Genomic DNA, 15,198 nt, shown 5'->3' on the forward strand with positions numbered 1-15,198 from the left:
CGGTCACACTCGCAACACAGCGGTCAGCGACCCGGAGCGCAGACAGCGGCGATGAGCCGCGTGCGCGAAGAGCAGACAGCTGAGCCGACCGTGGCACCGGATTGTCTCCGGTCTGCCCAGTCGTCCCGGAAGCCGCACCGCCGATTAGATAGGGGAGCCAACGGATGCAAATCACAGCTGCGGTGGTGCAGGAGGTGGGCGCGCCCTTCAAGCTCACCGAGGTCGAGCTTCAAGACCCCGCACCCGGCGAAGTAGTGGTGCAGATCGCCGGAGCCGGGATCTGCCATACCGACATCGCTGTCCAGCAAGGGCACCTGCCTTTTCCGCTGCCCGGCGTTCTCGGACATGAGGGCAGCGGAACCGTGGTAGAGGTCGGGGCCGACGTGACGACGGTCGCGGTCGGCGATCAAGTGGCGATCAGTTTCAACAGCTGTGCTGAGTGCAAGCAGTGCGCGAAGGGTGAACCGGCGTACTGCCACGGTTTCCTCGAATACAACTTCGGCGGGGTGCGCCGCGACGGATCCTCCGGGTTAGCCGCCTCCGGAACCAAATTGGGGGCCAACTTCTTCGGCCAGTCATCGTTGGCGACATACGCTCTGGCTCACGTACGCAACGTGGTCAAGCTACCGCCAGGCACCCCGGTGGAGCTGGCGGGGCCGCTTGGCTGCGGCATCCAGACCGGGGCCGGCGCGGTGATGAACTCACTCGACGTCCAGCCCGGATCGACGGTGGTCATCGCGGGCGCGGGACCGGTGGGCCTGTCCGCGGTGCTCGCCGCCGTGGTGCGCGAGGCCGCGTCGATCATCGCTGTCGATCTACACGAGAGCAGACGGTCGCTGGCGACCGAACTCGGGGCCACCCACGCCGTCGACCCGAAGGCCGGCCCGCTCTCCGAGCAGATCCGGGAAATCTCGCCAGAGGGCGCCGATTACGCCGTCGACACCACCGCAGTGACCACCGTCGTGGAACAGCTTCTTGCCTCACTTGGCATGCGGGGGATGCTGGGGTTGCTCGGCGTGCCTGCCGATCCGCAGGCCGCCTTTTCGGTCGGACTGTTCAATCCGCCCCTCCTCGGCCTGACCATCCGGGGAATCATCGAAGGCGACGCCGATCCCAAGGCGTTCATCCCCTACCTGCTCGATCTGCATGGACAGGGCAAGTTCCCGTTCGACAAGCTGATCACCACCATGCCGCTGGACCAGATCAACGAGGCGGTGGAGGCTCAGCACCGTGGCGAGATCCTCAAGGCGGTGCTGACGCCGTGATCCGAATTCGGACAACATGCCATGGCTAATAAGTCGCGCCGCTGGACGACCACCGTAGCCATGGCGCTCCTGGCCGGCAGCGCCGTGGCCGCGGTGGCTGTGCTCGCGCGGCGCAACTCCCGCGGGCCGCGCGCGGTCATCGCCCCGCTGGAGCTGACACCGCTTCACCGCGCCGGAACGGGGACGCCGCTGCTGCTCCTGCACGGAGTCGGCGCCATCTGGCGGGCCTGGTCACCAGTTCTGCCCTACCTCGAGCCGCACCACGACGTCATCGTGCCGACCCTGGCGGGCCACGGCGGCGGGCCAGCACTGGATGCGCAGATTGCGCCGTCGATTCAGGCCTTGACTGACAACATCGAGGACGAGCTCGACCGGCTGGGCCTGCAGAAAGTGCACATCGCGGGTAACTCCCTCGGCGGGTGGATCGGAATCGAGCTCGCGCGCCGCGGCCGGGCCCAGTCACTGGTGCTGTTCAGCCCGGCAGGGGCATGGCGGTCACAGCGCGCCATAAATTTGCGGGCAACCGGGATACGACTCTCGCTCAACGCGATCGGCCGTTACGCGTCCCGCGCCGACGCCATCGCCGCCAACTCTTTGTTGCGGTGGTCTCTGTTGGCCGCGCAGGTCGCCCACCCCAACCGCGTCCCACCCGAGGCGCTGGCGACCTACCTCCGGGCCGGCGCTGAGGCGCCCGTCGTCGCGCCGCTGCTGCAGGACCTTCCCCTTCGCCAAGTGGAACCCCTCGCTGTCGCCCGCGACTACCCCGTCCGGTTGGTGTGGGGCGAGCGGGACCGGGTGCTGCCATTCGACGGCTTCGGTGCGGCGATGCACGAACGGCTGCCCGGGTCCGAGCTGATCCGGCTTCAGGACGTCGGGCACGTCCCGATGTCCGACGACCCGGCCGGCGTAGCGAGACTTATCCTTCAGGTAACCGCTGCCGTGGACGGCGCGGCGGTGTTGACCGCGAGAGCCGAACACGATGTCTAGCACCGGCCCTGACGCGCTCGCCTCATGGGGTGGGGGGCCCGACCTGAGTGCGTGGGAAGCGCTCATGTGGCGCACAGATGGCGACCACCGCACCCGCTCGACCGGGGTAATGATCGAGTTGCTCGACACCGAGCCAGACTGGGATCGCTTGGTGGCCGCCCACGACCGGTTCACCCAGCTGGTCCCGCGGCTGCGGGAACGCGTTGTCGAGCCACCTCTCCCCATCGTTCCGCCGGCATGGTCTCCGGACCCGCACTTCGACCTGGAGTATCACCTGCAACGGGTGCGGCTACCGGGTGACGGATCGATGGCCGAGCTGCACGCCCTGGCGGCCCAGTTCGCTGCGCGTCCGCTGGATCCCGAGCGTCCCGCGTGGGAGGCCCTGCTCGTGCTCGGCGTCGCCGGCGGCCAGGCCGCCTACCTGTTCAAACCACATCACAGTCTGAGTGACGGGATCGGCCTGCTGCAATTGCTGGACCTGGCTCACGGGCACAGTCGGGAACCCGGACCCGCCGACGATAAGCCGCCGCCCGGGCCGCGACGACGAGAGTCTCCCGAGGGTCTGCTGGTAAATCGGCTCGCCGCCCGGGCCGTCACCGCACCCGCGGGCGTGGTGCGCGAAGCGCTCTCCGCCGCAGGCCGCTTTGCGGGCGACCCGATCGGAACGACCACCGACGCCGTTCGGTTTGCGATGTCACTGCGGCGCGTGATGACGCCGCCGGATACACCTCACTCCCCGGCGCTGACCGGGAGCGGATCAGGTTATCGGCTGGACACCTTCGATGTGGCATTCAAAGACCTGAAAGCCGCGGGAAAGGCCGCCGGCGGCTCGGTCAACGACGCATTCCTGGCCGGTGTGCTCGGCGGGGTCCGGCGTTACCACGAAAAGCTCTCCCTCACAGTCGATTCCATACCGGTGGCGATACCGGTCAGCCTCCGCACCGACGCCGACCCGATGGGCGCCAACAAGTTCGCCGGTGCGCGGTTCGTCGCGCCGGTCGGTGAACCGGATCCGAAGGCGCGCATCGCCGCCATCCACGAATTCATCACGGACGCGCGCATGGAACCGGCGCTGGGATTTCTCGACCTCCTTGCACCGGTGCTGAGCCGCCTGCCGGAGATTGTGCTCAGCCGCATCGCCGGACAGATGACCGGCCTGTCCGACCTGCAGGCCTCCAACCTCGGGGCGATCGGCCGTGAGATGTATCTGGCGGGCGCGCGGGTGACGCGTATCTACCCCATGGGTCCCCGACCCGGCATCCCGGCCATGGTGGCGATGTTGACCTACGACGGAACCTGTTGTATCGCAGTCAACTTCGACCCCGACGCCATCGCCGATGCCCCGGCGTTCTCGACCTGCCTTCGTAAAGGTTTTGCGGAAGTGACCGCGCTTGCCGGCACCGACTGAGTTCGGCCCAATCGCATAAGAGATCAACCACAGAGGGCGGGAGGAACGAGATCATGAACTTTGATGACGTCGTCGAAATCCTTGACAAGTCGGTCGGCGGGCCAGACGCCGACGTGGTTTCCCACGGCCCGTTCTGGCGAGGAGTCACGCGAGACCGATTCGTCGAAATGAAGGTCGGCGGAAGGAAACTTGTGACGCTGGGCGACGGCGCGCACTCAAATCTGGTGTTGTCGTTGAGGGGTGACGCACCATTTGGCTCGGACCTGGACGACCCCCCGGCAGGCTCCGTGGCGCCCCGCATGCCGGCGTACCTCGATCCCGTGCCGGCAGAGTCGATCAGCGATATCGAGCGCTGGATAAACGACGGCTGCCCGGAATGACCGAGGCGGCGCGTCGAGTTTTTCGTGCCGTCAACGACCATTACCCCCAACGCGGGAGGGATGACCCCCCGTCATGGTGACGCACCAGGAACCCTCCCGCGATGAGACTTGACTCACCAGCACTGCCCGCGAATTCTCGTGGACACGCTACGTAGGTGACTCAATGGAGAAAGAGGACATCCGTGACGACCACCCAGCACACCGAACCAGCGGTTCTTCCTGATGACATAGCGCGGCAGATCGTGCTCCCCGAGGGTCACTCCGACCTCGCCGCGCTGCATGACGCCTACAAGTGGATGCGCATCAACATGCCGCTTGCGAAAGCCGTCGTGGAGGGCTACCCGCCGATCTGGCTGGTTAGCAAGCACGCCGACATCCAAGAGGTCGAGGGTCAGCCGGAGATCTTCAGCGCGGGCGGCGGCCCGGAGCACCCCGGCTCGCAAAACCCGATCCTCCAGAACATCGCCGGCGACGAGTTCACCAAGAGTCTGCTCGGCGGCAGCCTGCGCATCCTCGATGCCCTGCCGTACGTAGACCCGCCCGAGCACACCGCTATGAAGAACATGGCGTTCAACTGGTTCAAGCCTCCACAGCTCAAGAAATGGGAAGACCAGATCCGCGAGCTGGCCAAGGAGTCCATCGATCACCTCAAGCAACTCTCGCAACGTGGAGAGATCGACCTGCTGGATGACTGGGCCCTGGGCTTCCCGCTGCACGTGATGATGACGCTGGTGGGAGTTCCACCGGAGGACGAGCCACGGATGATGGCGCTCACCCAGGAGTTTTTCGGCACCGCCGATCCGGAACATCAGCGCGAGGACGTCGAAGCGCTGACCCCAGAAGCAATGGCCCAGCAATTCTCGAACACCATCCAAGACTTCTTCGCCTACTTCGACACGCTCGTCGAAGACCGCCGCGCCAATCCCCGCGACGACCTCGCCACGGTGGTCGCCTGCGCCAAGCTGCCAGACGGTGAGTACTGGCCCAAATCCTTCGTCTACGGGTGGTATACGGCCATCTTTACCGCCGGTCACGACACGACCTCGGCAACCCTGGCCGGCACGCTCAAAGCGCTGGCTGAAAACCCCGATGCGCTGGCCCGGGTCAAAGCCGACCCGCGTCTGGTGCCCCACCTCATCCAGGAGGGTCTGCGGTACATCGCACCGGTCAAGCACTTCATGCGCCACGCCGAGCAGGATTACACGATGCGCGGGCAGACCATCAGAGCCGGTGACCGCGTGATGCCGCTGTTCCAGTCCGGCTGCCGCGACGAGGAGGTCTTCGACAACCCTGACGAGTTCAACATCGACCGCAACCCGAACCCCCACCTCGGGTTCGGGTTCGGAGCGCACACCTGCATCGGCCAACACCTCGCCAAGCTCGAACTGAGGGTGATGTTCGAAGAGCTGCTGCCGCGCCTGGAGTCGATCGAGGTGCTTGGACCCGGCAGTGTGACGCAGACGAATTTCGTCGGCGGCCTGAAGCACTTGCCCGCGAAAATTACCGTCTCCTGAACGGCTGAATATCCAATGACGACGATTGATTACCCCCAGCTCTACATCGGCGGCACGTGGACCGCGCCTGCCGGCCACGACACCATCGAGGTCCATTCGCCGGCGACCGAGGAGCAGATCGGCTCGGTGCCCCGGGGCACCGAGGCCGATATCGACGCCGCTGTCGCTGCGGCCAGGACAGCGTTAGACCCCGCCGACGGATGGGCGACCTGGGAACCGAAGGACCGCGCGGACGCCCTCGAACGGTTCGCCGTGGAACTGGAAGCCCGCGGCGCCGAAACGGCGCGACGGGTGTCGATGCAGAACGGGATGCCGATCTGGCTCGCCCACCAATTCGAGGCCGTTTTTCCGCCGCTGCTGGTGCGTTACTACAGCGACCTGATGACCAGTGCACCAGTGGAGGAATCGCGTGCCGGCATGTTTGGCGGCACATCGCTGGTGTCGAAGCACCCCGTCGGTGTCGTCGGCGCGATCGTGCCCTGGAATGTCCCGCAAGGGATTTCGTTCCTCAAGGTCGCACCCGCGTTGGCCGCCGGCTGCTCCGTCGTCCTCAAACCGGCCGAGGAGACTGTGCTCGACGCGTTCCTGATGGCCGAGGCCGCCGCCGCAGCCGGCCTACCCGACGGTGTGCTCAACGTGGTTCCCGGCGGCCGTGAAGTGGGTGCCTACCTGGTCGAACATCCGGGCGTCGACAAGGTCTCGTTCACCGGCTCCACCGCCGCCGGCCGCTGGATCGCCGAAGCGTGCGGGCGGCTGCTTCGGCCGGTCACCCTCGAACTCGGCGGCAAGTCCGCGGCGATCGTCCTCGACGACGCCGATCTGGCTGCCTCGATCGAGTCCTTCTTCGGGTGCACCCTGCTCAACAACGGTCAAATCTGCTGGCTCAACACCCGGGTGCTGGCTCCCCGCAGCCGATACGACGAGATCGTCGACACCATTACCGATTTGGCGCGCTCGCTGACCGTGGGCGATCCGCTCGATCCGCAGACCAAGGTCGGCCCGCTGGTATCAAAGCGCCAGCGCGAGCGGGTCGAAGGCTACATCGCCAAGGGCAAGAGTGAAGGCGCCCGAATGACCACCGGCGGTAAGCGGCCATTCGACCGAGGCTGGTTCCTCGAACCCACCATCTTCGCCGACTTGGACAACAACGCGACGGTGGCACGCGAAGAGATCTTCGGCCCAGTCCTCTCGGTGATTCCGTACTCCAACGTGCAGGAAGCGATCACGCTCGCCAACGACAGTGTCTATGGCCTGGGCGGCAGCGTGTGGTCATCGGATCCAGAGCGAGCCACCAACGTCGCCCGCCGCGTCCGCTCGGGCACTGTTGGCGTCAATCACTACGTCAACGATCCCGTCGCCCCGTTCGGCGGCATCAAGCAAAGCGGCATGGGGCGCGAACTCGGTCCGGAGGGGCTGCACGCGTTCCAGGTCTACAAGACCATCTACCTGCCGCCCCCTGCAGACGGTCCACTACCGGAGACGCCGCTGTAGCACGGCTGGATTGATGTCAAAGCCACTGGCATCCAACTGATTTCGTGTTATCCGACGGATCGGAGCAAGTAACCAATGTCTACGCCCGCCGCCACGAAAGCCAGCGCCAACGTTCACGAGTTCACGACTGAACTGATTGTGCGGCGCCGGCACACACCGGCAGAGGGTGTGGTGGTGCTGGACCTTGCTCATCCATATGGCGAAGAGCTGCCCCGCTGGGAACCGGGAGCTCATATCGACATGCTTCTCAGCGATGGCCTCACGCGCCAATACTCGCTGTGCGGTGATTCCGGTGATTCGAGTGTGTGGCGCGTTGGGGTCTTGCGCGATCCCAATAGTCGAGGTGGTTCGCAGTACGTCCACGACAAGCTGGAAGAGGGAGTCACCCTACGAGTGCGCGGCCCCCGAAACCACTTTCCACTCGTCGACGCGCCGCGCTACCGGTTCATCGCGGGCGGTATCGGCATTACCCCGATCTTTGCGATGCTCGACGAGGTACAGCGGGCGGGCAACGAATGGACGCTTCTCTATGGCGGACGGACCAGGGCGTCGATGGCGTTCGCCGACGAACTGGCCGAATGCTACCCCGAGCGCGTCACCGTATGGCCGCAGGACGAACGGGGCTTTCTCGACCTGGCAGCGCTTCTGAAGGACCCCGAGGCCGACACGTTGGTGTACTGCTGTGGGCCCGAGGGATTGCTCACGGCGGTCGAGAGCCAATGTGCCGATTGGCCGGCAGGGACGCTGCACATCGAACGGTTCGCGGCGAAGGCACCAACGGCCGAGGAAGCCGCTGAAGCACTGGAGAGTTTCGAGGTCGTATGCCACCGCACCGGGGTTGCGTTGGAAATATCGTCGGACACGTCGATCCTGGAAGTCCTTGAGGAAGCCGATGTTCCGATCATGGCCAGCTGCTATGAGGGCGTCTGCGGCACCTGCGAAGCGAGGGTGTTGGAGGGAATCCCGGATCACCGTGATTCGGTGCTCAGCCAGGCTGAAAAAGACGCCGGCGAAGTAATGTTGGTCTGCGTGTCGCGCTCGCGCACCGAAAGGCTGGTGCTGGACCTGTGAAAGCCAACTTCCCGAAGAAGTGCTGGTACGTCGCAGCCACCTGCGACGAGATCGCCGAATCGCCACTCGGTCGACGCCTGCTCGGCAAGGACGTCGTGCTATGGCGCGGTGCAAGCGGACAGGTAAACGCATTCCAAAACCGTTGCGCGCACCGGGCATTCCCGCTGTCGCACAGCACTGTCGACGGAGATCAATTGGTTTGCGGTTACCACGGATGCACCTACGACATCAACGGCAAGTGCGTGCACATTCCGTCTCAACCCCAAGTCCCCACAGGTATGAGGGTGCCGGTGTTCCCCGTCCTCGAGGAACCACCGTTCATCTGGATCTGGCCGGGACAGCCAGCCGCTGCGGCTGGCGTCCAACGGCCCCGGATGCCGTGGATCAATGACCCGGCGTGGTCGACATTCGGGAATGCCTGGCAAGTAAGCGCCAACTACATGATGGTCCACGAGCACTATCTGGACTTCAGCTACGCTCCCATCCTCCACAGGCGCGATGTGCCTGAGGAAATCGCCAGTATGCCTGCCTTCAACGATGTCGAAGTCACCGAAACCACCGTGTCCTACACGCGGCTTCTGCCGGACGCCCGGCTCACTGACTGGGAGGCCGACGCCACCGGACTCGACCGTAGCGTCACGTACAAGCGTCGCGAGAGCGGCACGTTCGCCTCGCCGGCGATGCACCGCCAGTATTGGGCAATCGAAGCTCCGGATGGCAAGGTGTACACCACCACTCGGAGCCATGGCATCACGCCCGAGACGGAAACATCGACTCACGTTTTCATGCAAGGGTCGCGTAACTACGCACTGGACAGTGACGTCGTGACTTCGGGTCTGAGGTCATTCCTATCTGGGGTTGCGCAACGTGACGTCTCCATTCTCGAGATGGCGTCCAAGCACTCTGGCTACGACGGGTGGCGCGGCGGAGTGGAATTTCAGGCGGACGCGGCCGCCTTGCGCGCTCGACGGATTGTCGGCGTGATGCTGGCCAAGGAAGCGGGCCGCTCGGCAATACGTCCCGGTCTGGCGCCCACCAGCAGGGGTGACGCGCTCAGCCCTGTTGAGGCAGTTTGAGGTTAACGCGCCGTCCTCAGGACGCCTTGTTCGCTGCCGGCGGTGAGTAGTTCGGCTTGCCGAGGCCGAGCGTGTATTGCGCGATCATGTTTCGGAACACCTCCAGTGTGCCGCCGTAAATGCCGACCAGCGGAGCGAAGCGGTAGACGTATTCGGATCCACCGTCGTCGGCCGCACCGTCGGTACCGGCCGGCAACGACGAAGCCGCGCCGAGGATGTCCATCAACTCCGGCGCGACGTCCCGCATCGTCTGCGCGAGCGCGACGCGGCCGAAAATGCTCGGTGCGCTTAGCGCCGCTTCCATCCGGGCGGCGCTGCGGCCCAACCGATATGCCACCGATCCGTCATCGATCAACCGCCGCCCATTGGGGCCTTTCTGCGCGACCTTTGCCGCGGCCTTGTCCAGGGCATCGGCCATGAACCCGGCCTGATGCGCCATGATCGACACATCCTGCAGTCCGTCCGGGGCGGCCGCGACCGCACCGTGCTCGACGTTGAGCGGCTCACGAACCACTGCCCAGCCGCCGTTGACCTCGCCGAGCCGGTACTTGTCGGCGACCCGGACGTCGGTGTAGTAGACGATGTTCGTCCTGTCGCCGTCGACAGTGCGGATGCCTTGGATCTCGATACCCGGGGTGTCCAGCGGAACCAGAAACATGGTCAGGCTCTTGTGCTTTGGCGCTTCGGGGTCGGTGTTGGTGATGAGATAGACGTACTGGCAGTTGTGCGCGCCGGTGGTGAACATCTTCGACCCGTTGATCACCCATTCGTCGCCATCGCGCACCGCCCGCGTTTTGCAGGTCGCGACGTCCGAGCCGCCTTCGGGTTCCGTATAGCCCAGGCACATCCGGACATGCCCGCTGAAAAACCCGGGCATCACTTCGTCGACAAGCTCGGACGATCCGAACTTCTGAACGGAATGCGCGATCATCGCGCTGGTGCCCCACGTCACCCACGGGACATGTGCGCGTCGCTTCTCCTGCACCCAGATGCGCTGGCGGACACGGCTGAACCCACCATCGGACGAGGGCTTCCACTCACCCGCAAGGTAACCCGCCGCGCCGAGGGCGAGGTGAACACCTTCATCGAAGTTGTCGCCGGTCTCGCGGTCGCGCCGGATGACGTCTTCCGTCACGTGTTCGCGCAGGAAGGCTCGGGCGTCGTCGAGAAACGCCTGATCCTCGTCCGACAGTTCGACTCGTGAAAAATCCACTGGTCAGCTCCGGCTCTCACGTGCCGCCACAAGCTCGGCGATGTACTTGGCGCTGGCCCCTGGATCACCGCCTGCCAACGGCCAGCCTCGCGCGCGCACCAGGTACGCCGTCGCTGCGGCCTCTGCCGAAACCCCAAGTCCGCCTTGGACGTGCACCGCCATCGTCGCAGCCTTTGACGCTTCCTCGGCCATGAACACGAACGCGCATGCCGGCAATTCGGGCCGCTCGTCGGGCTCGTTGTCGAGGAACCACGCCGCGCGGCGCGACAGGTTGCGGCCGCCCTGCACAGTGATCGCGATGTTCGCCAGCGGGTGAGAGATGCCCTGCAGGGTGGAGATCGGTACGCCCAGCGTGTAGCGCGTCTTCGAGAACTCAGCGGCAATCTGCAACGCCTCGTCGATGAGGCCCACCAGTGCGGCAGCGCTCAGCACCCGCCACTCGTCAAGCGCCCGTTGGTATTCGGCTAGCGCGTCGGTGCCGCTGGCGACCACGGTGCGGCTGGCAGCGGACGCCGGGTCCACCCACGCCATCGGCAACCTGCCGATGTTGTCGACTCGGGTAGGGCGGGTGTCGAAGGTCAACCTGACGACGTCGTCGCCGTCGCGGATGATGATGTGGTCGGCGATCGACCCGGTGCCGATCAACCTGGTGCCGGTCACGTTGTCCTGCGCAGGATCCAGCGTCGCAATCTGTTTGCCGGTGACCACGTCGGGCAGGTCGCTCAACGCACCCAAGCGTCCCAGAAGGCGTGCCGCACAGACATGGTCGATCCAGGGCACCGGCGCAAGCGAGCGACCGGCCTCCTCGGCGACCAGCGTGAGGTCGACCAGTGTCGCGCCGTCGCCGCCGACGGACTCGGGCAGCGCCATCGTCGTGGCGCCCATCGCGCACAACCGCTCCCAGAGGCTCTTGTCGAAGCCGGATTCCTCCGCCGCACGGACTGTTTCGATCGGACAGGAGGTCTTGAAGAAGTCCCGGTAGGCCGACTGAACAGCCTGGTGGTCGTCGGACAGGCTGTAGTCGATCCGCCGGAGTTCGTAACGGTCCATCTCAGTCCTTTCGGCCTTCGAAGAAGAATCGCTGTGCATTGTTGTACAGGTAGTTATCCCGGACGTCGTCGGGCAGGTCGAGCGCCAACGCCTCGGGGACCACGCGGCGCTGACGCAGCACCGGCCAGTCCGACGCGAACATCACCTTGTTCGGGCCGCGGGTACGCATGGAGTGCAGCAGGCTTTCCGGCAACCGCTTCGGCGACCACGCTGAGGTCATCAAATGCAGGTTCTCGTACTTGATCATCAAGCGAATAGCTATGTCCCACCACGGATCCGCCCCGTGAATCATGCACAGCTTGAGCTCGGGGAACCGCACACACACCCGGTCGAGGTAAATCGGGTTCTGCACCTCGCCCGGAATGGGTGGTCCGGGGATTCCGGTGTTCATGCACAGCGGCAGTTGGAGTTCCGCGCACTTCGCGTACAGCGGGTAGTAGACGGCGTCGGTCGCCGGGTACTGACCGTCGCCCCAGAAGCTCGGGCCGACGCAGGTATAGGCGACCGGCAACTCCTTGACAATTGCCGTCAGCTCCCGCAGCGGCTGCACCGGCTTCAGCAGATTGACCCCACCCATCGCGAGCGCGAACCGCTCCGGCTTGGCCTCTACGAACTTGCGCGCGGTGACCGACGGCTTGGTGAGATTATCCATCAGGATCGCCTTCTGCACGCCCTGCTCGTCCATCTCGTCGATCAGCTCGGACATCTCGACTGGGGCGAACATCGACTGCGGCCCTTTGAAATAGTCGTCGCGCACCTTGAGCATCCACGAGGGTTGTACCTCGGTCTCGCCGAAGTGCACGTTCACCAGACAATCGATAACTCGCTGCGTCACGCGGGTGTCTCCTGTTGTGCGGCAATACTCTTCGCCCAGCGGTAGTCCGCCTTGCCGTTGCCGAGTCGCCGGACCTGCTCGACGACGACGTATCGCTTCGGCGCCTTGAACCGAGCGAGGTGGGTGGTGCAATGTGTGTGCAGCGTCTCGTCGTCGATCAACACGTCGTCGTGCAATGCCACAAGCGCGACCAGTTCCTCGCCCCAGCGGTCACTCGGTGCACCTACGACGAGAGCGTCGGCAATACCGGGATGGGCACGCAGCACTTCCTCGACCTCCTCGACGAACACCTTCTCCCCGCCGGTGTTGACCACCAGCGAGTCGCGGCCGAACAGCCGCAGCATGCCGTCGGGCTCTACGGACGCCCGGTCACCGGAGATCACCACGCGCTGCCCTTCGACCTCCGGGAACGTTTTGCGCGTGGCAGGTTCATCATCGAAGTAGCCCAACGGAATTCGGCCTATCCGGGCCACCCAGCCGATCTCGTCCTCACCGGGTTGCAGGAACCGGCTGTAGTCGTCGGACAGCACCAGGCCACCCTCCCGGAAGAGGAAGGTGTCGTTCGCGCTGCCGCGCTTGCTGTGCGCGAACGCCATGTTCCCTGTCTCCGACGAGCCGTAGCCGTTGATCAACGTGATCTGTGGCATGGCCTCCAGCAGCGCGTGCTGGTACTTCGGGTTGGTGGCCGCACCGCCCGTCCCGATCGCGTACAGAGAGGACAGATCGTAGGCGCCGCGGCGGAGTTCGTCGACGAGCGGACCGGCGTAGGCGTCGCCGACCATCGTCATCATGCCAACCTTCTCCCGCTCGACGGTCTTCAGGACGGTGACGGGGTCGTACTTGGTCCTGCTGTCGTAGAGGATCGCCGTCTGGCCGTTCATCGTCGCGGCGAACGCCGTCCACATGCCGGCGGCGTGCATCAGCGGCGATACCGCGTACCAGGGCTGGCCGGCGTGCTGCACCTTCTGTTTGATCTCGTCGACGGAGTCGTGGTCGACGCCGTTCATCGACAACACGTACATGTCGGCTTGCCGCCAGAGCACACCCTTGGGACGGCCCGTGGTACCACCAGTGCAGATCATGATCAGATCGTCGGGCGAGGGCGTCGCGTCGTGATCGGTATTTCCTTGTGCAAGAGCGTCTTCCAGTGTGACAGCTCCCGGGAGGTCGGCAGCGTCAGTCGCGTCGTCGACCGACACCCGCAACTCGACATCACCGAGCACGTCGGCGAATTTCGCACCGAGCGAGCGGTGATAGATGACTCCTCGCGGCTTGACGTAGTCAAGGAGTTCGCCGACCTCGCGGGGCGTGTAGTAGTGGTTGATGTTCACCGGCACGACGCGCCCCTTCAGGCAGCCGATGACCATGTCCGGATACAGGTCGTTATGCATGATCAGCGCGACCCGGTCCTGCCCGCACTCCCATGGGCGCAACTCGGAGCGCTCGCGCTGAGCACCGAAGCCACTGGCCGCGAGGAAGTTTCCGAGTCTGCGAGTGCGCTCCGCCGATTCCGCATAGGTGCTCTCGCGGTCTCCGCATGCCGTCATCACACGGTCGGGAACAGCGTCCGCGATCGCGTCGAGCACCGCGCCCAGCGTCCATTCGCTCACGCCTCACCCCCGCGAGCAGACGCGGAATCGCACAAAAAGGGTCCCAAGCGTGCGAGTTTGTGTCTGCTCGGCATAAGAAGGTCGCCTACGCCGCTAGTCCCGCTTTGACACCGAGCAGGTCTAACGCATTGTCGCGCATGACCTTTCGCGTGTCCTCAGCGCTGAATTCAGGGAATTGCGGGATGTCGGCGGTGAAGGACATCGGATCAGCAAGCCCCTCGCCATGCGGCCAGTCCGACCCGAACATGATCTTGTCCACGCCGATGGTCTCGGCGAGCAGCTTCACATCGTCCTCGTAATAGGGCGCGATCCAGACGTTGTTGCGCAGCTGCTCGACGGGGTCTTCCTTGAAGTGATACGGCGCGCTGTTGGCGGCCTTCTTCAAGCGCTTGATCAGGCGGTAGACGAAGTAGGAGCCGTTCTCGATGCTGGCGGCCTTCAGCTTGGGATGACGCGTGAACACCTGGTGCACGATCATCGAGGCCATCGTGTCGTGGATCGCGCGGTCGTCGAGCAGCAGCTGATCCAGTGGGTCCTTCTTGCCGAATCCTTCGAACGTCGCCTGGCCGCCCCACAACGCCGCGATCGCCAGATAACCGCTGTCGGACAGGTGGAAGCCCACCGGGACACCGGCCTCGGCCAGCCGTGCCCACACCGGATCATGCACGGGATCGCCCAGAGAACGCGGTTTGACCAGACCCGGCACGGGCGCCGGGCGCACCAGCACCATCCGGGCGCCGCGGCCCAGCACGAAATCGACTTCCTCGACGGCCTTTTCGGGATCGGCCAGCGAGACGATCGGTGCCGCCACGATGCGGTGGTCCGGACGGTCGAAGCCCCAGTCGTCGTCGAGCCAGAGGTTGAACGCGTGCACCGAGGCCATCGTCGCCTCAATATCGTGTTTGAGCGCCTCCTCGACGCCGCACGCGAAAGTCGGCAGCATGAACACCGTCTCGAGGTTCTGGCGGTCCATCACCGCCACCCGCGCATCACGGTTCTGATACTCGGGATGGTTCGCCATGCGGTCGACCTTCATCAGTGACGCCGGGTCGACGCCCTCGGGGATCGTGCCGCGGAACAGCAGATCGAGGCAGCCAGGTTCGATGATCGGGTCGAAGGTCGGGTTCGGGATGAATTGGTTGACCACGCCTCCCATCACCGCGAACGTCCGCTTGCCATCCACGAGCATCTGCACACCGCGGCGCTTGAACTCCTTTGGCAGATATCGAGTGAAGGAGTCGAGCGGCTCGTAGTAGTGGTTGTCGACATCGATCGCTTTGTAGTCGAGCGTCATGGTG

General features: G+C 64.9%; 13 protein-coding genes. 8 read left to right on the forward strand and 5 right to left on the reverse strand.

Annotation, left to right across the window (positions count from 1 at the left end):
• Nucleotides 1-164 precede the first annotated feature (164 nt).
• The 8 genes from QOH60_RS15895 (at nt 165) to QOH60_RS15930 (ending at nt 9,192) form a co-directional block, all read left to right on the forward strand.
• Nucleotides 165-1,265 (forward strand): NAD(P)-dependent alcohol dehydrogenase, encoded by a 1,101-nt coding sequence (locus QOH60_RS15895; protein ID WP_526422007.1) that lies wholly within the window; start codon nt 165-167, stop codon nt 1,263-1,265.
• A 21-nt stretch (nt 1,266-1,286) separates the two neighbouring features.
• Nucleotides 1,287-2,252 carry an alpha/beta fold hydrolase gene (locus QOH60_RS15900; protein WP_526422009.1) on the forward strand — a complete coding sequence of 322 codons (966 nt, stop codon included), beginning with the start codon at nt 1,287-1,289 and terminating at the stop codon, nt 2,250-2,252.
• On the forward strand, nt 2,245-3,660 hold the full coding sequence (locus QOH60_RS15905) for a wax ester/triacylglycerol synthase domain-containing protein (protein WP_526422011.1): 1,416 nt from the start codon (nt 2,245-2,247) through the stop codon (nt 3,658-3,660). The genes QOH60_RS15900 and QOH60_RS15905 overlap by 8 nt, the downstream gene beginning before the upstream one ends.
• A 53-nt stretch (nt 3,661-3,713) precedes the next feature.
• On the forward strand, nt 3,714-4,040 hold the full coding sequence (locus tag QOH60_RS15910) for a hypothetical protein (RefSeq protein WP_526422013.1): 327 nt from the start codon (nt 3,714-3,716) through the stop codon (nt 4,038-4,040).
• Between the two features lie 182 nt (nt 4,041-4,222).
• A complete protein-coding gene (locus QOH60_RS15915; protein WP_526422015.1) occupies nt 4,223-5,554 on the forward strand; it encodes a cytochrome P450 in 1,332 nt (443 codons plus the stop codon).
• A gap of 15 nt (nt 5,555-5,569) precedes the next feature.
• Entirely contained in the window at nt 5,570-7,045 is a 1,476-nt protein-coding gene (locus QOH60_RS15920) for an aldehyde dehydrogenase (protein WP_526422017.1), read from the forward strand.
• A 75-nt stretch (nt 7,046-7,120) separates the two neighbouring features.
• On the forward strand, nt 7,121-8,116 hold the full coding sequence (locus QOH60_RS15925) for a PDR/VanB family oxidoreductase (RefSeq protein WP_526422019.1): 996 nt from the start codon (nt 7,121-7,123) through the stop codon (nt 8,114-8,116).
• Nucleotides 8,113-9,192, forward strand: coding sequence for a Rieske 2Fe-2S domain-containing protein (locus QOH60_RS15930; RefSeq protein WP_526422022.1), 1,080 nt, complete (start codon nt 8,113-8,115; stop codon nt 9,190-9,192). The genes QOH60_RS15925 and QOH60_RS15930 overlap by 4 nt, the downstream gene beginning before the upstream one ends.
• Before the next feature lie 16 nt (nt 9,193-9,208).
• Here the strand turns inward: QOH60_RS15930 and QOH60_RS15935 are convergent, their stop codons facing one another.
• The 5 genes from QOH60_RS15935 to QOH60_RS15955 form a co-directional block, all read right to left on the reverse strand.
• Nucleotides 9,209-10,405 carry an acyl-CoA dehydrogenase family protein gene (locus QOH60_RS15935; RefSeq protein WP_526422024.1) on the reverse strand — a complete coding sequence of 399 codons (1,197 nt, stop codon included), beginning with the start codon at nt 10,403-10,405 and terminating at the stop codon, nt 9,209-9,211.
• A 3-nt stretch (nt 10,406-10,408) separates the two neighbouring features.
• Nucleotides 10,409-11,455 (reverse strand): acyl-CoA dehydrogenase family protein, encoded by a 1,047-nt coding sequence (locus tag QOH60_RS15940; protein ID WP_526422026.1) that lies wholly within the window; start codon nt 11,453-11,455, stop codon nt 10,409-10,411.
• 1 nt (nt 11,456) lies between these two features.
• Nucleotides 11,457-12,290 (reverse strand): amidohydrolase family protein, encoded by an 834-nt coding sequence (locus QOH60_RS15945; protein WP_526422028.1) that lies wholly within the window; start codon nt 12,288-12,290, stop codon nt 11,457-11,459.
• Nucleotides 12,287-13,900 carry an AMP-binding protein gene (locus QOH60_RS15950; RefSeq protein WP_526422030.1) on the reverse strand — a complete coding sequence of 538 codons (1,614 nt, stop codon included), beginning with the start codon at nt 13,898-13,900 and terminating at the stop codon, nt 12,287-12,289. The genes QOH60_RS15945 and QOH60_RS15950 overlap by 4 nt, the downstream gene beginning before the upstream one ends.
• A gap of 85 nt (nt 13,901-13,985) precedes the next feature.
• On the reverse strand, nt 13,986-15,194 hold the full coding sequence (locus tag QOH60_RS15955; protein WP_526422032.1) for an amidohydrolase family protein: 1,209 nt from the start codon (nt 15,192-15,194) through the stop codon (nt 13,986-13,988).
• Nucleotides 15,195-15,198: the final 4 nt, after the last annotated feature.

The organism is Mycobacterium sp., assembly GCF_032159765.1.
Taxonomy (GTDB): domain Bacteria; phylum Actinomycetota; class Actinomycetes; order Mycobacteriales; family Mycobacteriaceae; genus Mycobacterium.